Annotated in this window: 13 protein-coding genes and 1 pseudogene; 2 read left to right on the top strand and 12 right to left on the bottom strand. The window is 66.8% G+C overall.

The features are described from left to right. Window positions 1-33 precede the first annotated feature (33 nt). Window positions 34-1,131: a hypothetical protein gene (locus tag IY145_RS08245; protein ID WP_196407769.1), complete on the top strand. Its 1,098-nt coding sequence runs from the start codon at window positions 34-36 to the stop codon at window positions 1,129-1,131. 591 nt (window positions 1,132-1,722) lie between these two features. Here the strand turns inward: IY145_RS08245 and IY145_RS08240 are convergent. Both IY145_RS08240 and IY145_RS08235 read right to left on the bottom strand, forming a co-directional pair. Then, window positions 1,723-3,003 carry a pitrilysin family protein gene (locus IY145_RS08240; protein ID WP_196407768.1) on the bottom strand — a complete coding sequence of 427 codons (1,281 nt, stop codon included), beginning with the start codon at window positions 3,001-3,003 and terminating at the stop codon, window positions 1,723-1,725. A gap of 17 nt (window positions 3,004-3,020) precedes the next feature. Then, entirely contained in the window at window positions 3,021-4,445 is a 1,425-nt protein-coding gene (locus tag IY145_RS08235; RefSeq protein ID WP_196407767.1) for a M16 family metallopeptidase, read from the bottom strand. 257 nt (window positions 4,446-4,702) lie between these two features. On the opposite strand from IY145_RS08235, the pseudogene IY145_RS25645 reads away from it, so the two are divergent. Further along, window positions 4,703-4,921 (top strand): annotated as a pseudogene (locus tag IY145_RS25645) (carbonic anhydrase family protein); the annotation flags it as partial. Window positions 4,922-5,045: 124 nt separating this feature from the next. Here the strand turns inward: IY145_RS25645 and IY145_RS25640 are convergent. From IY145_RS25640 to IY145_RS08185, 10 genes are all read right to left on the bottom strand, one after another. Next, window positions 5,046-5,666 (bottom strand): hypothetical protein, encoded by a 621-nt coding sequence (locus IY145_RS25640; protein WP_246721858.1) that lies wholly within the window; start codon window positions 5,664-5,666, stop codon window positions 5,046-5,048. Window positions 5,667-5,799: 133 nt separating this feature from the next. Next, complete coding sequence (lspA, locus tag IY145_RS08225; protein WP_246721856.1) at window positions 5,800-6,324, bottom strand: signal peptidase II; 525 nt, start codon at window positions 6,322-6,324, stop codon at window positions 5,800-5,802. A gap of 34 nt (window positions 6,325-6,358) precedes the next feature. Beyond that, window positions 6,359-7,657: a TldD/PmbA family protein gene (locus tag IY145_RS08220; RefSeq protein WP_196407765.1), complete on the bottom strand. Its 1,299-nt coding sequence runs from the start codon at window positions 7,655-7,657 to the stop codon at window positions 6,359-6,361. After that, on the bottom strand, window positions 7,654-9,030 hold the full coding sequence (locus tag IY145_RS08215) for a TldD/PmbA family protein (protein ID WP_196407764.1): 1,377 nt from the start codon (window positions 9,028-9,030) through the stop codon (window positions 7,654-7,656). The genes IY145_RS08220 and IY145_RS08215 overlap by 4 nt, the downstream gene beginning before the upstream one ends. A 313-nt stretch (window positions 9,031-9,343) precedes the next feature. Beyond that, entirely contained in the window at window positions 9,344-13,114 is a 3,771-nt protein-coding gene (locus IY145_RS08210; protein ID WP_196407763.1) for a translocation/assembly module TamB domain-containing protein, read from the bottom strand. After that, window positions 13,114-15,069 carry a BamA/TamA family outer membrane protein gene (locus IY145_RS08205; RefSeq protein ID WP_312030565.1) on the bottom strand — a complete coding sequence of 652 codons (1,956 nt, stop codon included), beginning with the start codon at window positions 15,067-15,069 and terminating at the stop codon, window positions 13,114-13,116. Before IY145_RS08205 ends, IY145_RS08210 begins: the two co-directional genes overlap by 1 nt. A gap of 167 nt (window positions 15,070-15,236) precedes the next feature. Further along, the gene (locus IY145_RS08200; RefSeq protein ID WP_196407761.1) at window positions 15,237-17,561 is read right to left on the bottom strand and encodes a TonB-dependent receptor; all 2,325 of its coding nucleotides are present in this window, start codon (window positions 17,559-17,561) and stop codon (window positions 15,237-15,239) included. Window positions 17,562-17,732: 171 nt separating this feature from the next. Beyond that, window positions 17,733-18,440, bottom strand: coding sequence for a hypothetical protein (locus IY145_RS08195; RefSeq protein WP_196407760.1), 708 nt, complete (start codon window positions 18,438-18,440; stop codon window positions 17,733-17,735). Then, window positions 18,440-19,171, bottom strand: coding sequence for a hypothetical protein (locus tag IY145_RS08190; RefSeq protein WP_196407759.1), 732 nt, complete (start codon window positions 19,169-19,171; stop codon window positions 18,440-18,442). Before IY145_RS08190 ends, IY145_RS08195 begins: the two co-directional genes overlap by 1 nt. Beyond that, on the bottom strand, window positions 19,168-19,980 hold the full coding sequence (locus IY145_RS08185) for an ABC transporter ATP-binding protein (protein WP_196407758.1): 813 nt from the start codon (window positions 19,978-19,980) through the stop codon (window positions 19,168-19,170). Before IY145_RS08185 ends, IY145_RS08190 begins: the two co-directional genes overlap by 4 nt. Between the last annotated feature and the right edge of the window lie 61 nt (window positions 19,981-20,041).

The raw sequence follows: 20,041 nt of genomic DNA, 5'->3' as shown, positions 1-20,041 counted from the left end.
GCGTTTTTTGGAGCCGCAGGAGCGACGCGACGTATGAGCGCCACCGTCGCCGCGGGGCTCCGAGCCCTGACGACTCTCTTCGTCCGATGCCGCGAATTCGTCGCGTCGCGCGCCCGTCCCCGCGACGAGACGAGCGTAACGTGTTTCGCCGGCGGCGAAGCCTGTTTGCGCGCCCTGTGGGAGGGCGGCCTGGTCGGCGCCTTCCGTTGGAGCAGCTGCGGCGTGGTGACCGACGCCAATGACGAATTTCTCCGGATGATCGGCTATGGGCGTGAGGATCTGCGAGCCGGCCGGATCGATTGGCGGAAGGCGACGCGGCTCCAATCGCCCGCCGAAAGCGGCGCCGGCTTCGTCGAGACGGAGTTCACGCGCAAGGACGGCAGGCGCGCGCGGCTGCGGCTCCTCTTCGTCGGGCTCGACGAGAGAGACGCGCGAGGAGTGGCTTTCGCGCAAGACCTCGGCGAAGCGCAGGAGCTGCACCGCAATGCGGAGCGATTGAGGACGCTAGAAAGCCAGGCGGTCGGCTTCGCGCACGAGATCAATCAGCCACTTACTGCCGCCACCGCCTATCTTCAGGCCGCGCGCCGTCAGGCGACGCTGGGCGGCGGATCGCGCTCGGATGACCAGCTGGCCGCGATGGACCGCGCCGGCGCGCAATTGTGTCGCGCCGCGCGGCTCGTCGGCGAATGGCGCGAGCTGTTCGCTCACGACGAACAGAAGCCGGAAGAGATCGCCCTGCACGAGCTGATCCGCGATGCATGGGAGACCGTCCGCCGTGACGCCGGCGAGGCCGTGCATGCCGAGCTGCGCCTGCGAGCGGAGCGCGATCTCGTGTTCGGAGACCGATCCCAGATCGAGCAGCTGGTGATCGATTTCTTGCGCAGCGCGGCGGAGGCGGCGAGCGCGTCGCGCCGGCCCCGACTGATCGTCGCCACTTCGACGAGCGGCGGCGAGATCGCCGTCGAAATCCGCGACGCCGGCGTCGCCGCCCTGGCTTCGCCCGTGACGCGGCGCTCCGAGCCGCGCGCCATCGTCGAGGCCCCCTGCGGTCGCGTCTGGTCGGAGGCGAGCGACGCCGGCGGGGCGGCGTTCAAGCTAGCTCTGCCTCTGGCCGCCGAGGCCTGTGGATAGCGGGCGTTGCTCGGCAGTGTGACTGGTGTGTCATACCGAAATGAGCAAAATTATCGGCCCTCGGGCGAATCGGTAACGGGGGAGAAACGAATGGCTACGCCAAAGCATTCCCTTGTCTCCGCAGAAGCCGCTGAAAGTAAACGAGCTTGCCAGCAAGATTAGTATTAGTACCAAGTAACATCACTAAAAGTAATCATCCTATAGTATAAGTACTAGTGTTACCTACGAGCAACACGCGTCGTCTTTCTGCTAGAGATCTATATTAGGTTGTTTCCTTTACGATCGGGGCGCGCTAAAGAAGAGATGTAGTCGATCGATAGTGGATAAATTATTCCCCGACGGAATTTGCAACGGCGCAGGGGTTCGGCGTCAGCCGAACCCCTTTTTTCATGACGATCCGTCGGGCGCCGCACGTTGCGGCGCCCGTTTTCTTTTGCAGAAGATCGCTGAATTGCCGAGAAAAAGACCGCAGTTGCGCGGTCGCCGCGGGCGAGAGCGTTTCCAGCCGAAGTGGATGCCGATTCGGCGTTGGAAACGCGTCAAAACAAAAGCCTGGAGTCTCTCCGTGTTTCGATGAAACACGGAAAGGTTCTAGAGACCCTGCGGTCGTCCGGCGATCGACACCAGCAGCTCGCCGTCGCCGAGCAGCCGCTTGGCCACACGCCGCGCATCGTCGAGCTTCACCGCGTCTATCCTGCCATTGCGCTCGTCGAGATAGGACGGCTCGAATCCGTCGAGCTGGAGATTGACCAGCTGGCCGGCGATCTTCGTCGATGTGTCGAAGCGCAGCGCATAGGAGCCGGTCAGATATTTCCTCGCCTTGTCGAGCTCGTCCTCGCTCGGGCCCTCATTGGCGAGATCGGCGAATTGGCGCTGGATCACCTCCAGCGACTCGCGGGCGCGTTCGTTCTTCGTCGCCGCGCCGCCGACCAGCATGGCGCATTTGTCATATTCGTTGAGATGCGAATAGACCGAATAGGCGAGGCCGCGCTTCTCGCGCACCTCGTTGAAGAGCCGCGCCGTGAACACGCCTCCGCCGAGAATATGGTTGATCACCACGGCGCCGAAATAATCGGGATCGTGGCGCTGCATGCCCGGCCGGCCGAAGCGGATCGCCGATTGTGGCACGTCGAGATCGATGATGCGGCGCTCGCCGAGCGCGTGAATGTCGATCTCGGCGACGGGCGTCAGCAGGCTCTGCTGCGGCAGCGCGCCGAAGGTCGCGTCGAGCTTGGCGGCGAGCGTCGCCGCGTCGATCGCGCCGACGACGGCGATTTTGAGATCGCTGCGCGCCAGCAGGCGGGTCCGCAGCGCCTCGAGATCGTCGCGCGACAGACTTTCGAGGCTCGCCGCATCGCCGCGCACCGGCAGGCCATAAGGGTGATTCGGGAAGGCGGCCTCGCGGAAGGCCCGGGCGACCAGCGCATCCGGGTCATTGGCGTCGCGCTTCAGCCCCGCGGTGATCTGCCCGCGCACGCGGTCGATCGCCTGTTGCTCGAGCCGGGGCTCGCAGAGCGCGAGACGCAGCAGCTCGAAGGCCTCGTCGCGATTGCGGGCGAGCGTCTGCATATGGCCGGAGATCGAGTCCCGGTCGCAGCCGAAGCCGAGGCGAATCGCCAAATCTTCGATGGCGAGATGAAAGGCGCGCGCGTCATAGGGGCCGGCGCCCTCGTCGAGCAGACCGGCGAGCAGCGTCGAGAGTCCAGCCTTGCCGGCCGGATCCTGGGAGGCGCCGCCGCGCATGGCGAATTCGAGCGCGATGAGCGGAACGGCGTAGCTCTCGACGAGCCAGGCTTCGATCCCGCCGGGCGTGACGACGCGCTGAATGGTCTCGGCGCGGCTGCGCACAGGCGGAATGGCGTGGGCTGTCATTGAATTAAGCTCCGATGTCAGGCGGCGAGCTCGGCTTCGTCTTTGGCTTGGTCCTGCTCTTCGGACTCGAGGAAGCCGGTGACGGCCCGGCGCTTCTGCAGCCATTTGCGGGAAGCGGTCGCTATGTCTTCGGCGGTGACCGCGTCGATGCGCTCCGGCCAGGCGGCTACGTCCTCCACCGCGAGGCCGGTGGCGAGCGTCTCGCCATACCAGCGGGCGAGCGACACTTGGCTGTCCTGCGCATAGACCGCCTCGGCGACGAGCCGGTTCTTGGCGCGCTTCAGATCGGCTTCGGCGATCTCGGTCGCCGCGAATTTCTCGAGCGCCGCGTCTATGGCGTCGTCGAGCTGCTCCAGCGAGACGCCGGGGCCGGGCGTGGCGAAGACCCAGAAGCGCGTGTCGTCCAGCGCCGAGCCCATGTAATAGGCGCCGGCGTTGACCGCGACCTTCTGCTCCACCACGAGCGAATCGTAGAGCACGCTCGACGGGCCGCCGCCCAGCACATGGGCGAGGACTTCGAGCGTCTCGGCCGCGCCGGGCGCGCCGGTCGTATAGGAGGGCACGAGGAAGACGCGCTCATGCGTCGGCTGCTCGACCTTCTCGTCGGCGAGCGTCACCAGCCGATGGGCGCGCGGCTCCGGCTCGCGCGGGCGCTTGCGGTTCGGCGCGTCGTCGCTCGCGGGGATGCGGCCATAGGTCTTCTCGGCGAGATCGCGCACGGTCTCGAAGTCGACGTCGCCGGCGACGATCAGTATGGCGTTCTCGGGCGTATAGAAGCGATGATAATAATGAAGCGCGTCCTCGCGGCCGAGCGTCTCGATCTCATGGCCCCAGCCGATGATCGGCGTCCCATAGGGGTGGTGCGGGAAAAGCGCCGCCTGCACCGCCTCGTCGAGCTGGGCGGAGGGGTCGTTCTCGGTGCGCATGCGGCGCTCCTCGAGCACGACTTCGCGCTCCGGCCCCACCACCTCGTCGGAGAGCACGAGATTGGTCATGCGGTCGGCCTCGAACTCCATCAGCGTGCCGAGGTGCTCTTTGCCGATGCGCTGGAAATAAGCCGTATAGTCATAGCTGGTGAAGGCGTTCTCCTGGCCGCCGAGCTCGGAGACGAGATTGGAGAACTCGCCCTGCGGATGGGCGTGCGTGCCTTTGAACATCAGATGCTCGAGGAAATGCGCGATTCCCGACTTGCCGAGCGGATCGTCGGCGGAGCCGTTGCGATACCAGATCATATGGGTGACGACCGGCGCGCGGCGGTCGGCGATGACGACGATCTCGAGCCCGTTGGCGAGACGCGAATGGACGACGCCCGCGGCCGCGCTCTCGCTCTTGGCGGCTCCGGCGCGCACGGCCTCGGTTTTGGCGGCGGCGGAGCTGGCGACGGCGGAGCTTGCGGCATGATCGGCCGCGATCGCCTCGGCCCCCGGCTGTGTCATCGGCATGATAATTTTTCCTCGCTATAGCGCGTTCGACCGCGTCCGGCGTCAAGGCGTGCGCCGCCCGGCCGAGAAAAAACGGCCAAGAGAAATCGGCGCCAGTTCGGCCTCGGGGTCTTTCCCGGACGCTTCGACGGAAGCATTCGGCCTATATAAGCACGAATGCGATGCGTGTCAGGCGCCGCGCCCGCCGCTAGCGTTGCCGTGGCCGATAGGCGCATGGCGATTGTCGTGATCGCATCGTCGAGATCGCCGATCTTCTGGTGGTCGGCTCTTTCCTCGTCGCCGGCGCGCCGAACAAGGCTTTGTCGGCGGTGATGGCCGCCGCGCCGAAGGAGGAGGGCAAGACGGCGCTAAAGGCGCCTGTCGACGCCTCCGCTCTGCTGCCCAAGGGACGGAAATTCTTCCGTTACGAGGGTTCGCTCACCACGCCGCCCTGCTCGGAAGTGGTGCATTGGTACGTCTTCGCTCAGCCGGTGGCCGTGGCGAAGGCCGACATAGACGCCTTCGAGACGCTGTTCCCGATGAACGCCCGCCCCGCTGCAGCCGGCGCATCGCCGCATCGTGCTGAGCGGCGGCTGAGGAGGGAGGCTCGCGCTCGGCGGCTCAGGAGCCGCCGAAAAGCTTGCCGATCATCCCCACGGGATTGGTCCAATCGGATTTTTCCTCTGCTTCCTTGGCGCCCTTGCCGCCGGCGACCTTCTGGCGATAGGCCTGCGGCGGCTCCGTCAGATAGGACCGCGCCGAGGCCTCGCCGGCGCCGCGCGTCTTGGTGGCGCTCGCGCCGGGCTCGTCGGCGTCGGTGGTGATGGTGCAATGGCCGTCCGAGGCCGCGACGAGACATTTGCGCGGGCCGTCGCGCTCTCCGTTCTTGGAGCCGGCGACATTGGGATTTTCATTGAGGCCGGGCTGGCGCGCCGGCGCCTGAGCGCCCTTGCGCCGGGCGATCTCCTGATCGACCGGCCAGGAGGCGGGCCGCTCACTCTCCGCCTGCGGCGAGGGAAGCCCCTGGCGATTGGGCGGCACGACGAGCTTGGGATGCTCGCGAAACACGATTTTCTGACTTTCCTCATCGTCCGAATAGACGCCGATGAAGCCGAGGACCGAGGTGACCGTCGATTTGTCGTCATAGGCGCAGGCCGGGGCGAGGCCCGCTCCGCCGAGAAGAACCATCGCGAGCCCGACGCATGCCGGCGCCCGACGCAGAGAGGCTGTCGCCCGTTTCATCGCCCAGAACTCCTCCCGTGCGCGCGGTCCCGTGCCGGAGTGCGCGCGATTCCCAGAGCCGCATTGTTACGGCCCGCTTATTGGCATTTTAGAGGCGCGCGGCCCTCCGGGCCAGCCGAAATCGTCGCGAAATCTATCCGGCCGCCGGGGTGGGTCGCGGGGCGCCGGCGCGAAAGCTCTCGAGCAGCAGCAGCAGGACGCCGAGAAAAATCGCCGCATCGGCGACATTGAACACGTAATTGGCGAGCGGCCCCACCGGCAAAGCCGTGTGAAAGAAGAAGAAATCCGCCACGGCCCCGCGCGTGAGCCGGTCCGCGACATTGCCGAGCGCGCCGCCCACGACGAGGCCGAGCCCCGCCGCCGTCAGCCGCCGCGGCGCCCGCCACAGCCAATAGGCGAGGCAGCCGACGATCGACAATTGGAACGCCACCAGCAGCGCGCGCGTCGCTCCGGTCTGTGAGGAGAGCAGCGAATAGGAGACGCCGAAATTCCACGACAGCACGAGATCGAGAAAGGAAGTGAGGCGAATCGGCTGCCGCAGGCCGATGTCGAAGACGTTCAGCATCCAGAATTTATGGGCCTGGTCGAGCGCCAGGGCGGCCACGACCGCCGCGAGGCCGAAAAATCTCGGACCGGAAAACCAGGGGCGATAGACCAAGAAACTCCCTCCAGTCATCGGCGGCGCCGGCTCCTCATTTCGACGAAATGGTCACGCCCGAGGCGGCGACGAACGGATAGGCGCAATCGCCGAAATTCACGACCTCTTTCGATACGGCGTGAATATCTTGCAGCAATTGTTGGAAATTCCCGCTCACCATGGTCTCGCTCGAGGCGTGCCTCACCTCGCCGTCCTCGATATAGAACGAGTTTTTGGCGATTCCAGAAAAATCCAGATTGTCGTTGGGCGCGCCGCCGGAGAAGCGGGAGAATAAAATTCCGCGCTTCACGCCTGCGATCATATCGGAAAGGCTCGTTTCGCCCGGCCGCACGCGGCTGTTGCGCACGCCCGCCGTCTGCGGCATGCCGAGCTTGCGCGAGAAGAAATAGCCGATGAGGAAATCCTTCAGCACGCCGTCCTCGATGATCGGCAGATCGCGCGTGGGCACGCCGAATTCGTCGAAATCCGAGCCTTCCGCGAAATCCGCGGAGCGCGGCGCGTTGTCGAGCGAGAACAGCGGACTGGCGATGCGTTCGCCGCGCTTGTCCTTATAGGGGGAGGAGCCGGCGAGCAGCGTCGGGCCGGCGAGCGCGCCGGCGATCGACGGCATGAGGCCGGTCATGCAATGCGGCGTGACGATCACATCGCCGACGAATTTTCCCGCGACCGGCCGGCGCTCCAGCGAGCGCTCGCATTCCGCCATCAGCCGCCCGACCCCGGCGGCCTCGTAGAGCGAGGCGAAGGGCGCGAAGGCGCTCCCGCCCACGGCGTTGAAAGAGGTGGTGAGCGGTCCGTCCTTGGCCATGAACATGGCGCGATAGCCGTGGCGGCCGCGACGCTCGCGCTGACGCAGGCCGCGCGAATTGGCGAATTCGGTCTCCTGCTCGGTAAACGTATAGAGGCTGTCGCGCAGGCGCAGCAGCGGATGGCGCACGGGCAGGCTCGCAAGAAATTCATCGATCTGCGCGCGCATGGCGGCGCGATCCGGCGCGGCGGGGCCGTGATCGCCCGGCGGCAGGGAGGGCGCGTCGGCGATGTCATTGGCGGGATCGGCGACGCCCGCCGCGGCCGCCGTCGCCGCCGCCTGGATCGCGGCCTCCACCTCCTCCGGCCGGCGGCCGTTGAGCGTCGCGCCGCCGCGTTTTCCATCGCGGAACAAAGTGATCGTCGTCGTCTCGTTCTCCGTGGAGCGGACGAGATCGACGTTGCGGTGATCGAACTCTATCTCGAAATAGCGCGTGCGATTGGTGAGCGCCTGCGCCGCCGTGGCGCCGGCCTCTTTCGCTCTGGCGAGAATCTGGTCGAGGAAATCATCCGAGGGGACGGCGCTCATCCGCGGCCTCCCAGAGTGACGCGGCATTTGATCGAAGGGCCGCCCATGCCGACGGCGATCGGCTGTTTCTTGCCGCACCAGCCGCCGCCCGCCGCCCAGCGGAAATCATCGCCGACATGGGTGACGCTCTTCAACATGTCGAAAGCGACGCCGGAAATCGTCGTGTCGCGAATGGCGCGGCCGAGCTTGCCGTCACGAATCTCATAGCCGCAATTGACGCCGAACATGAATTCGCTCGTCGCGTCCGCCTGCCCATTGGTGGAGCGCTTCAGATAATAGCCGCGCTCTATGGCGCCGATCATATCGGCGAGCTTGTCGTTTCCCTTGGCGATGCAGGTGTTGCGCATCCGCACCAAGGGCTCGTCCTGGAAGGAGAAGGCCCGCGCATTGCCGGCGGGCTCGGCGTCCAGAATTTGCGCGGTGCGCTTATTGTGCAGAAAATTTTTCAACACGCCGTCCTCGATGATCGCCACATCGCGGCAGGGCGTGCCCTCGTCGTCGACATGAATGGCGAAGGAGGATTTCCCGTCCGGCCCGCGTCCGCCATAATCGCCGAGCGTGATCTTCTCGCTCGCCACCAGCTCGCCGAGATGGTCGCCGGCGACCGAGCCCGCGAGCACGAGATCGGCCTCGCAAGTATGGCCGATCGCCTCATGGGCGAGAATGCCGGCGAGCGCGGAATCGAGCACGACATCGTGATCGCCGGCCTCGCATTGGCCGCCCTCGGCCTTGCGGCGCAAATGCTCGTGCAGCTCCTCGAGCCAGGGCGCGAGCGTCGCTTCGTCGAAGGACTGATCCTCTATCTCGCCGAAGCCGCCGAGAATGTCATAGAGCTCAACGATTCCATCATTGGCTTCGACGCTCATGGAGACGACGAGCGCCGCGCGCGGCACGAAGGAAGAGGTCGCGGCGCCGTCGCTATTGGCGAGGATCTTCTCGCTGGCATGGCTGGACAGCGAGATGTCGACATTGACGAGGCCCGGATAGCGGGCGCGGATCGCCTCGTCGAGCCGCTGCACGATCTCCACGCGCTGCTCCGCCGAGAGCGGCGCGCGCTTGCTGCGATAATCATAGCTTCCGCTTCCGGCCGTGGTGGAGAGCCCGCCGCTCGCGGCATGACCGCCGGCGAATTCGGCATTGTCCTTGGCCGTGGCGATGACGGCGGCGAGCGTCGCTTCGTCGTCGGCGGGCGCTGCGGCGAAGCCGAAGGCGCCGTTGTGATAGAGCCGCGCCGAGACGCCGCCATCGCGTGAGCGACCATTGGCGAGCAACACGCCCTTGCGCATCATGATGCGGGAAGAATGATTGGCGTGCCAGCGTAATTCCCCATAGGCGGGCAATTGCGCTGCGCGCGCGACGAGCCGGTCGAGCATGTTCGCGGCCTTTCGGGTGAATGATGTTTCTGGAGGCAATATAGCGGAAGGAGTTGGTGAACGAAATGACGACCTATCGGCCCCCGGGGCAATCGAGTGAAGTTCTCTTCATCCTGAGGAGGGCCCGCAGGGCCCGTCTCGAAGGACGAGGAGAGCTTCATGCGCCGCCTCGGAAATCGCCCGCTAAACACTGTGCGTGACGCGCTTCCCTCTCCTTCGTCCTGAGACGGCCTCTTCGAGGCCTCCTCAGGATGAAGGAGAGGGAAGCGCTTCGGCGAGGCGTCGCGAGTCGGCGAGCGACAGCGGCGCCCCGTCAATATTCCCATTCGACGCCGACGCCGAGCGAGGATTTGCCGTCGACCTTGGTTTCGCCTTTCACGCGGACATTCTTGGTGACGTCCACGCCGACGCTGACGGCGGTCTGCTCGGGCTTGGCGCCCGTGCGTACGCCGACGCTGATATTGTCCGAAATATAGCGCGAGGCGCCGACCGTCGGCCCGCTGGAGCCGCCGGCCTCGAGATCGAGCGAATCGACGCCGAGCGCCTTGCGCATTTTCTCGAATGCGTCGACGCCGGTTCCGGCGCCGGAGAATTGCGCAAGCGCGGTGGCGAGCTGCACCGCCTGAAAGGCCGAGAGCGAACCCGAAGCCTTGGCGAAGAGCAGGCGCGAGAGCACCTCGTCCTGCGGCAGCTCCGGCGAGGAGGAGAAGGAGAAATTCGGCAGCGAGGCGGGGCCGGAGACGCCGATCTTGGCGGTGACGTCGCTCGCTGTCGTCTCGGCGGTGAAATCGAGCTGCGGGACGAGGCCGCCCGCGAATGTCAGTTTTCCGCGCGTGAGATCGATGCGCTGGGTCAGCAATTGCAGCTTGCCGCGGCGCAGATCGAAAGCGCCATTGACGACGGGCTTTTGGATCGTGCCGCTCAATTTCAACTCGCCGCCGAATTCCGCGTCAATGCCGCGGCCGCGCACGAAGATGCGATTGGGCGCGGCGAGCGCGAGATCGATGGTGGCGTCGAAGGGCGAGTGTTTTGCGGCGCGCGCTTTCTCCTTAGCTTCCAACGCCAGCATCTCTTTGGCGAAAGCGCGCGGCGAAATATGCACCGCGCCGCGCGGCGCCTGGAAGGAGGCGGGCAGGCGATCGGGGACATTGACCTCCATCGTCGTCAGCGTCACGCGGCCCGAGACTTTCGGCGCTCGCGCGAGCGGCCCGCCTATGTCCAGATCGAGATCGGCGGTGGCGGAGACGAGATCGCTGCTGACGAGCTGCGCATTTTTGGCTTTGATACGAATAGCGCCGGGCATTCCGGCCTGCGGCTCGACGGCGATATTGCCGGTCGCGGCGATCTGTCCGCCGTTCTTGGTGAGCGCGGTCAAGCGCGTGATGGCGATCTCGCGTCCATGTCCGTCGAGCTTGGCGTCTATGTGATCGAGATAGACGCCGTTCAGCGGATCGGAGAAGGAGCCGTTCGCCAGCGTCACGCCGCCTTCGATCGCCGGCGCGGCGAGCGAGCCGGCGATGCGCAGATCGACATTGGCCTTGCCGCGCAGGCTCTGGCCATTGGCGGCGAGCGCGGTGTCGGCGAGCTTGGCGTCGGCCTCGCCCTTCACTTTGAGATCGAGCGCGCCGGCTGCGTCGATCGGCGCCGAGCCCGTGATGGCGAAGCGCCCGCCGGCGCCGAGCACGATATTCGCGTCGAGACTCGTGCGCGCGCCGGCGAGCGCGCCATGCGCCGCTATGTCGAGCGGCGGCAGGCCATTGCTGCGCAATTGCGGCGCGGAGAGCTTGGCGATCTTGATCTTCCAATCACCGCTCGGCGATTTCTTGTCGCCGGTGATGCGCGCCTCCGCGTCCAGCGCGCCATCGAGCGCGAGGCTGGCGTCGGCGATGGCGGCGATGGAGAGCGGAATAGCGCGCGCTCTCGCGGTGAGATCGAGCCGCTCGCCGATCGCGCCGTCGATGTCGAGCCGGCCCGCGCCGACCGCGAAGGCGAGGCCTTTCAGCTCCACGGAGCCGCCGCCGAGCGTGACGCTCGCCGGAGCGGCGAGGGCGATGCGCTTGCCGGCGCGCTGCGCGGAGAGCGATTGAATGTCGAGCCGCGTTCGTTCGCCCGGCGTCAGCATGGAGCGGCTGGCGATGGCGAAACCTTCCGCATCGACGGCGAGATCGAGCGCGGTGGCGGCGCCGGCGGGCGCGGCGGTGAGGCGCGCCTTGGAAATGGTCTTGCCGCCGATGCGGGCCGAATCCACAGCGACGCTTCCGTCCAGCGCCGGCTTGCGCAGGAGATCGTGGCCGGAGAGCGTTGCGCTCAGCCGTTCTATCGAGGCGTCGGCGGCGCGAATGCGCGTCCCCTTCGCGTCGATCGTCGCATTCTGCGCGCCCTGCGAAGCATCGAGGCGTATGTCCGCCTGCAGCGCGCCGGAGAGCTTGCGCAGGGCCAGCGCGGAGAGATCGTCGAGATCGGGCGCGGCGAGCGAGAGCCGCCCGTTGGCGAGGCCTTGCGCATCGAGCGTGACGGCGCCGCGTAGCGTCGCGCGGCCGATCGCGAGATCGAGATTGTCGAGCCTCCAGCCGGCGTCCTTGCGCGCGTTCAATTTTCCGCGCGCCGGGGCGCCGTCTATGGCGCCGTCGAGCGTCGCGGTCGCGGAGAGCGCGCCGGTGAGATCATGCGCGGAGCCGTAGAGCGCGAGCTTTTGAATCGCATGGCCGTCGAGGCGGCCGCCTTCGATCCGCGCGTCGAAGTCGGCGTTCGGCCGGTCGGAGGAGCCCGTCGCCTTCAGCGAGATTTCGACACGGCCGGAGAGGCGCGGATCGGCCGGAGCGAGATCGGCGATGTCGATCCTCGCGCCGACATCGAGCGCTTCGCGCATCGCGGCGCCGTCGATCTTCGCGGAGAGATGGTCGCCGCGCAGCGACAGGCCCTCGAAGCGCAGGCCGCCGCCCGGAAGCGAAGCGACCGCGCCGCCGAGCGCCAGCCGCTTACCGAGCAGCTTTTCCAGCACGGGCGCGGAGAGCGCCGGCGCGGCGAGCGTTCCGCTCAGCGTCGCGCTCATCCGCTCGTCTTTCGGAACGCCTTTCAGCGCGATGGCGAGATCGAGCGGGCGCGGCGCGCCATCCGCCGACGTTCGGCTGCGGATGGCGATGTCGCCCGTGAGCGCGCCATCGTCGCGCAAGCTGGCGGCGCCGGCGAGCTGCGTCGTCCCTTCGAAGAGCGGCGCCGCGGCGGCCGGCAGCAGCGGGGCGAGGCGGTTTTCGAGATCGAATTCCAGCCGCCGCGCCGCGCCATCGCGCGTGAGATGGGCGCGGCCCTCGGCGCCGATTTTCTCTCCCGCTCGGGCCGCGAGGCGCGCGGCGAAGTCGTCGAGACCGCCTTCGCCGGTCAGGGCGATATCGACCGGCGGCAGTCCGGGCAGGGCGGCGAGGCGGGCGATGGCGCCGCCCTCGGGCTCCTGCGCCGTGACGGCGAGAGTGATCTTGCGCCCGTCCGCAGCGATATCGGCTTTCGCGGTGATGGAGCCCGGCGCGTCCAGCCGGCGAATGTCCAAGGCGAGGCGCGCGCCATTGTCGAGCGCAGCGTCGCCGCTCGCGGTGAATTTCGCCGCAGCGCCGAGAACGGGCTCGCCGAGCGACAGCGAATCCAGCGCCAGCCGGCCGAGGCGGATTCGCACGGGAAGATCGGGGAGCGCGAAGCTTCCGCCGCCGCTCTTGCTCGTTTCGGCGGTTGCGCGCGCGGGCGCCGGACGGCGGGCGACCTCGATCGCGCCTATGGCGAGCGTCTCCACATCGACGCGCAGAGCGAAGAGGGCGGAAGGCGACCAATCGAGAGCGATTCGGTCGATCTTCGCAAAGACGCCGTCCCGATCGGCGAGAGAAATATCGCGCAGCAGCGGATGCGCCGACAAAGGATCTTCGAAAGCGCCGATATCCACTTTCATATCGGGCGAGGAGGCGGCGCGTGAGACGAGATCGGCGAGGAAGCTCTTGCCCTCGCGGATTTGCATGCGCAGCGCGAGCGCGCCCGCGACGGCGAGCAGCAGCAGCGCGCCCAGCGCATAGGCGAGAATGCGGCGCAGACGAAAGCGCATCAAAACGACTCCCCGACGCCGATGAAGATCGCAAATCTGTTCTCGCCGGGACGCCGGCCGAGCGGCGTCGCCACATCGAGGCGGACGGGGCCGATCCCTGTGTAATAGCGCAGGCCGACGCCGACCGATGAGCGCATCGACGAGCGGAAATCCGGGACGGGAGAGGAGAAGGCGGAGCCGATGTCGTAGAAGGGCACGACGCCGATCTCGCGCGTCACCTTTATGCGCGCCTCGGCCGAGCCCTCGAGCAGGCTGCGTCCGCCGACGGGAAAGCGGAGGCCGGCGTCCGGGCTCAGCGAGCGATAGCGATAGCCGCGCACCGAGCCGCCGCCGCCGGCGAAGAAACGATGGCTCGCGGGTATGTCTTCTATGCTCGCGCCGACGATCGAGCCCGCCGCCATGCGGCCGGCGAGGACATACCAGCCGTCCTCGTCCAGGGCCTTATAGCCGGAGATTTGCGTCTTGGATTGCACCATGCCGACGCTGTCGCCGAAGGCCTTCACATAAGGCGTGACATTGGCGACGGCGCGAAAGCCGTTGGTCGGCGCGAGCAGCTCGTCGGTTCCGTCGTAACTGGCCGAGAGCGGGAAGCCGAGCAGCGAATAATCATGCGGGCCGAAGGCGTCGAACGTATGGCCGCGCTCGAATTCCAGCCCCGCCTGCACGGAGGCGGAATCGCTGAAGCGATGGCGGATCGCGGCCGAGGCGTTTCCGAACGCTGCCCCATAATAGTCGGTCCTCTCGCGCACGAAGCTCATATCGAGCAGCAGATCGTCGCGCGATCCGAACAGAGCAGGCTTCACGAAGCTCGCCTTGGCGCGGCCGATGACGTCTCTCAGGCGGATCGAGGAGAGGCCCTTGTAGCTCGCCGCGCCACCGAAGGGCGCGAGGCCGCCCTCGACATCGAAACGCAGCCGCTCGGCGCCGCCGAACAGATTGCGGTCGGTCCAATAGGCGCGCAGGCCCGGCCCATCGACATTGGAGAAAAAGGCGTCGGCGCCCACCGTATGCCGCTTGCGCTCGCTCGTCTGCACGAAGATCGGCAGATTGCCGTTTGCGTCGAGCTTGTCGCCGTCCTCCACCTTCACCGAGCCGACGGCCTCCAGCCGGCCGACGGATTTGCGTGTATCGGCGAGCTTCTTCGGACTATAGGCCTCGCCCTCTTCGAGATAGATGAAAGAGCGGATCACTTGCGGGTCTATGCTGGGCGAGCCGCTCACCGTCGCCTCGCCGATTCCCGCGCGCGGGCCCGGATCGATCGTGACGACGACATCCATCGCCTTTTCGGGATGCAGAATGGTCGGCTTCGCCGCGACGACCTTGGCGAGCGGAAAAGAATTGGCGCGCAGCGCGTCGATCCAGCCTGTCTGCATGGATTGCAGGGCGGCGGCGCGGGCCGGCTCCTCCTTGTCGCGCTCCAGCGACTTTTGCGAGAGCAGCGCTTCGTCGAGCGGCTTGCCGTCGCGCGCGTCGAGAATGACGACATTGCGCAGCCGGAACAGCGGGCCGGGGACGATCTCTATGCGGATCGGCGCGAGCGCTTGGCCGCGCAGCCGTTCCGCGGCGGCGGCCGCGACATCGGCGCCATGGCCGTCCGGCCGCACCGGGACGCCGGCGACCGTCGCCCTTATCTCCGCATCATAATAGCCGCTCGCCCATAGCGCTTCGGCGAGGCGGGGAAAATCCGCGACGACGCGCCGCGCCAGCCCGGCGCCGGTGGGCGGCGCCTGCAGGCGCCGCCGCCAGCTGTTGGAGGCGTCCTGAAGATTGCGGGCGAGGCCCTCCGCCTCGTCGAGGCCGACGAATTCGATTCTATAGGGCAGCGCGTCGCGGCTCGGCTCGGGCGTCTCCTCGGTGGCGCCGAGGAGGCCGAACAGATCGAATGCGCGGGCGGGCGAGGCCGCCTCCTGCCCGCCGAACGCCAGGAGCGCCGTCACGCCCAGGAAACGCTTCACATATTTCACGTCGCAACGACCCGAACCAAGGATTGCCGCACCATAAGCGGAGCGCTGCAAGCGGTCCATCGCGTTAAGCTTAACGATACAACCTATGGTTAAATATGTCTTACCGCTCGCCGGCGCGCGCGGATGGCGCCGCATCGCGTCGGCGGGGCGTTTTTCGGTCAGAATTTGAAGCCGACCTTGGCCAGCACGGTGCGCGGCGCGCCGGGATAATAGATGCCGTTGGCCGACGTCTGCTGATAATAGCCGCTGCTGATCTGACCGATATAGGCGGTGTCGAACATATTCATGCAGGTGACGCTGGCGGTGATCGTCCCCCAGTCGATCTTGTGCTCATATTTCACGGTGAGATCGAATGTGGAGTAGCCGGCGAGCGGCTGATAGCCGGATGTGTCGCCCGCGCGCGAGCCGACGATATGCAGGATCGGCGTGATGGTGAATTCCTCTATGCGCAGATCGCCGCCGATCGTCGAAATAAAATAGGGCACGTCCGGCAATTGCTTGCCCTTCACGCGCGTCGACCAATAGATCGCCGAGGAGGCGCCGGGCAGGAGCGGCAGGTCTTGAACGAATTCGGCGCGCTGATAGCCGAGCGAAGCGAAGAGAGAGACGCTCTCGAGCGGCGAATAACGGACGATGGCCTGGGCGCCGTAACTCTGGCTCTCGCCGACATTCGCGCCATATTGCGTGCCGACGCCGGGATCGTAAGAGACGAGCTTATTGTGGTTGCGTGAATAATAGACCGTCGGCTCCACATAGCCCGAGCCATAGGCGCCGTCGAAGGACCAGCGCAGGCCGAGATCGAGCTGCGTCGAGGTCTCCGGCTTGATCGAGCGCCACAGCTGATCGGCGGTGATGCCCTTGGCGAGGAAGACCGCGGAATTCTGCTGGAACACGGGCCAGGCGTCATAGCCCGGCCCGCCATAGCCGGCGGCTCCGCCGAATTTCAGCAGCAGATCGTCGGTCAGCCGATAGGTGAGCGCGCCATAGGGCAGGAATGTGCCGATGGTGAAGGGCTTGACGCTACGATTGGCGACGACTCCGGAGGAGAGCGCCAGCGCCGTGTCATAGGGCACGTCGCCTATGCCGGTCGAATTATAGGAGTCTATGCCGGCCATGCGCTCCCAAACATAGCGCGCGCCGGCCTCCACATGCAGCGGTCCGAAGTCGCGGCTCGCGAGGCCATAGGCGGAATCGAATGTGTGCGGAGACGTCTGCTTGCCGAGGATCGCCCAGCTCGGGGTGATGAGGCCGCCCGCGGCATTGGGGGCGAAGACTTCCCAAGCCGTCGGAGGGCCGGGGAGATTCTGAACGCCATGCCAGAAGCCGAGCTTGGCGTCGGTGTCGAGCACGCGCGTCTGCAACTCGCTGACCACGCCCCACATGTCGTGGTCGATGATCCATTTGCGGATGCGGCCATTGGCCTGGCCGTCGAGATAATAGCCGTCCTCGCGGAAATAATAGGGCTTGAAGACGAGGCGCGTCGTCTCGTCGACTTTCACTGTGATCTCGGAGAGCGCCGACCAGGAATCGAAATGCTGGAGATTATAGCCGTAATAATTGATCTGGCTGGCCGTCGTCGGGCCCGGATAGGTCGCGAAGTCATAGCGGCGGAAGGCCCCGAGATTGCTCGCCTGCTGGTAATTGAGCCCTTGATAGCTGTGCTGGTCGAAGCTGCTCTTGGCGACGAAGAGTTTCACCTCCAGCCCGTCGACGGGCTTGGTTTCGATTCCGACGGCGAAGCCGGATTTGCCTTGTGGATCCTTGCCGGAGCCGCGCCATTTGTCGGCGTCGGTGAAGGAGCCGGAGACGAAGGCCTTGGTCGTGCCGTTCAAAATCTCGCCCGTGTCGATGCGGGCGAATGTGCGCAGAAAAGAGAAGGAGCCGACGCTCTGCGAAATCTCGCCGCCGAATTTCTCCGCGGGCCAGCGCAGGCGGCTGTCGAAATTGCCGCCGGTGGTGAAATAGGAGTTCACGTCGGAGGGCATGGGGCCCTGCCGCAGCACGATCTTGCTCAGATTTTCATTGTCGATGAGCCAGGTGACGCCGGGGCCGGGATTGATGCCGGAGAGCGGCAGTCCCTCCACCGTGCCGATGCTGTTGCCGTGCTGGCTCACCTCGCCGCGGATGCGCAGACCTTTGTTGCCGCCGGGCAGATTGGCGAGGCCGTAAGGATCGATGGCCGGCGCGTCGACCGAGGGCAGCCAGGAGATGCCGCGGATGGGATTGGAGCCGCCGCCGCCGCTGGCGAGATCGAGCCCGCGGCTGTCGGCGGAATAGGCGGTCGAGGAGTCGGAGGCCGAGCCGATGACGCCCGGCTCGGGCTTTTTCTTCGGCGCGGCGGCGGGCGCCTGCCCGATCGAGATTTCCGGCAGCGGCGTGAAGGTCTGGGCGCTCGCGCCATTGGCGACGCCGAGCAGCGCGGCGAAAGACGCGCCGCCGAGGAGAAGGGAGGAGCCGCGTCTTCCACGCGCGAACATCGTCATTGCTGTCAGCCTTTCGTCGCCCCGGGCCGACGCGCCGCTCGCCTGCCGCTCGATTCGTGATATAACAAAATTACCTAAATATATGCGCTCATGGCTGCAAGTCTAATCAGGCGGCAAATCGACGCTTATCGCGTCACGACGCGCGATATAAATTGCATGTAATATTCGCGATTATCGAAATGTCTTCGCCGCTTTGACGCTCGCCGCCTCCCATAGTCTTTCACCGATCCGGCGCAAGGGAAGGGCGGCGCGTCCAGCGATGAGCTGGGGCCGCAGCCAGCCATGGGTGTCCACCCAATCCTCCGGCCCCGGAACCTCGGCGTCCGTTTCCAATGAAACGAGAAAGACGCCCAGCGCCGCGAGCTCGCGGGCCTGCACGACGCGCTCGACGCGGCGCAGGCCGCCGAATTCGAGCCAGCGCCCCGACCATCCGCGCGCCGTCAGCCCCACTGCGGCCGCCGCGCCGACGAGGCCGCGGCGCGCGCCGAATCCGGTCGCGCGACGCCCTGCGAGCAAGCGGTCGATCTCGTCGCAACGGATTTCGCGCCGGCTCGCCTCGCGGCCGAACTCGGCGAGCTGCTCCGCCTCCTCGCCCGCGACGACGACGCCGGGGGCGCTCGATGGCGCGGCATGCGCTTCGACATAGGCGGCGGCGCGCTGGAAGAGAGAGTCGAGCGCGTCTGTCCGCTCGGTTTCGAGAACGAGGCACGAGGCTTTGTTGTTCGTCGTCGCCTTCACGCCGGAAAACAGCATATGGCCGACCGAGCCGATGAAGCGCGCTTCATCCGCGAGCGCATCGCCCAATTCGCGCGCGAGCCGCGCCGTGCTCGTCGCCCAGCCGGCCCCGTCGGTGTCGTCCATGCCGATGAAAATACGCATCAGTCGGCGACCTCCGCGTCGCGCGGGCGCTTGCCGATGGCGTGGAGGCGTCCGTCCCGTTCCTCTATCGGCGCGACGGCGCGCCCGCCCCAGAGCCGCGGCGACAGCCAGCCGCCGGTATGGATCAACGAATCGGCGTCGAGCGCATGCGCGTTTTCGTCGATCGCCACGGCCTCTATGCCGACCTCGGCGAGGGCTGCGACGGAGATCGGATCGGGGAGGCGGCGCAGCCGGCCATATTCCAAGAATCGGCCGGACCAGCCATAGGCGGAGAGGCCGACCGCCGCCAGCGCGCCGATGACGCCGTCATTCGTGCCGCCGAGGCCGAGCAGCTCCACCCCGGCGCGCGCGGCGACCTCTCGCGCATGATCCTGCGTCTCGATCTCATGCGTGCAGGAGAGGCCGAATTCGATGATTTCGGAAAGCTCGTCGGTCTCCCGCGCGACGCAGAGGCCGGGGTCGGAGCCCTCGCTGGCGAGTTCCGCTATGTGGGCGATCGCGCGCGCGACCAGCGCCGGGATCAGCGCCTCGTCCTTTATCTCCACCACGGCGCAGGCCGGGCTGTTGTGCGAGGTGAAGGGAATGCGCGGATCGATGAGCAATTGATGACGCAGCGCGCCCCAGAGCCGCGCGCCCTCGGGGAGCTTGTGCTCGAAGAGCCGCGCCAGCCGGCCCGTGCCGATCTTCGCTCCGGCGACGTCGGTGTCGTCGAAACCCATATAGAGCTTCATCTTTCGGCCTCGCCATGTCGCTCGACGACCGGCGCGAGCCGCCGCGCGCCGAAGGGATCGTCGAAGACCTCGACATCGACTCCATAGATGTGGCGCATCCGCTCCGCCGTCACCACCGCCTGCGGCGCGCCGTCGGCGTCGATGCGGCCCTCGTGCAGAATGGCGATTCGCGTCGCGACCTGCATCGCATGTTCTGGATGATGCGTGCTGACCAGCACGCCATGGCCGTCGGCGGCGAGATCGGACAAATGCCGCAGCAGGCGCAGCTGATACCCATAGTCGAGCCCGGTGGCGGGCTCGTCCATCACGAGCAGGCGCGCGCCTTGCGCCAGCGCGCGGGCGATGAGCGCGAGCTGCCGCTCGCCGCCGGAAATCTCGGTATAGGGCCGGTCGATCAGCCACTCTATGCCGAGCCGGGCGATGACGCTTTCGACGATCTCGCGATCCTGCGCCCGCGGCGCGCGCAAAAAACCGGTCTCGGGCAGGCGGCCGAGCGTGACGACCTCCCGCACCGTATAGGGAAAGGGCGTGACATGGCCCTGCGGCACATAGGCGACGCGCTTGGCGATCTCACGCCGCGAATAGGTCGAGAGCGGCGCGCCGTCGAGCCGCACCTCGCCGCGCTCGGCCGCGAGAAAGCCGAGCAGCAGGCGGAACAGCGTGCTCTTGCCGGCGCCATTGGCGCCCAGCAGGGCCACGATCTCCCCGGCGCCGAGGCCGAACGTCACGCCGTCCAGCACTGTGCGCCGTCCGCGCGCGAAATGCAGGCCCAGGCCTTCGAGCCGAGCGGCTGGGGTGGGCGCTCTCATTTTGCGCCCCCTCTCCAGGCCGTCCCCGCGTTCCGCAGGGGAGGGCCGGGGCGGAGGGGGC

The sequence above is a fragment of the Methylosinus sp. H3A genome, assembly GCF_015709455.1.
Taxonomy (GTDB): domain Bacteria; phylum Pseudomonadota; class Alphaproteobacteria; order Rhizobiales; family Beijerinckiaceae; genus Methylosinus.
Note: the sequence above shows the minus strand (reverse complement) of the source record. Positions and strands in the feature narration are given on the sequence as shown.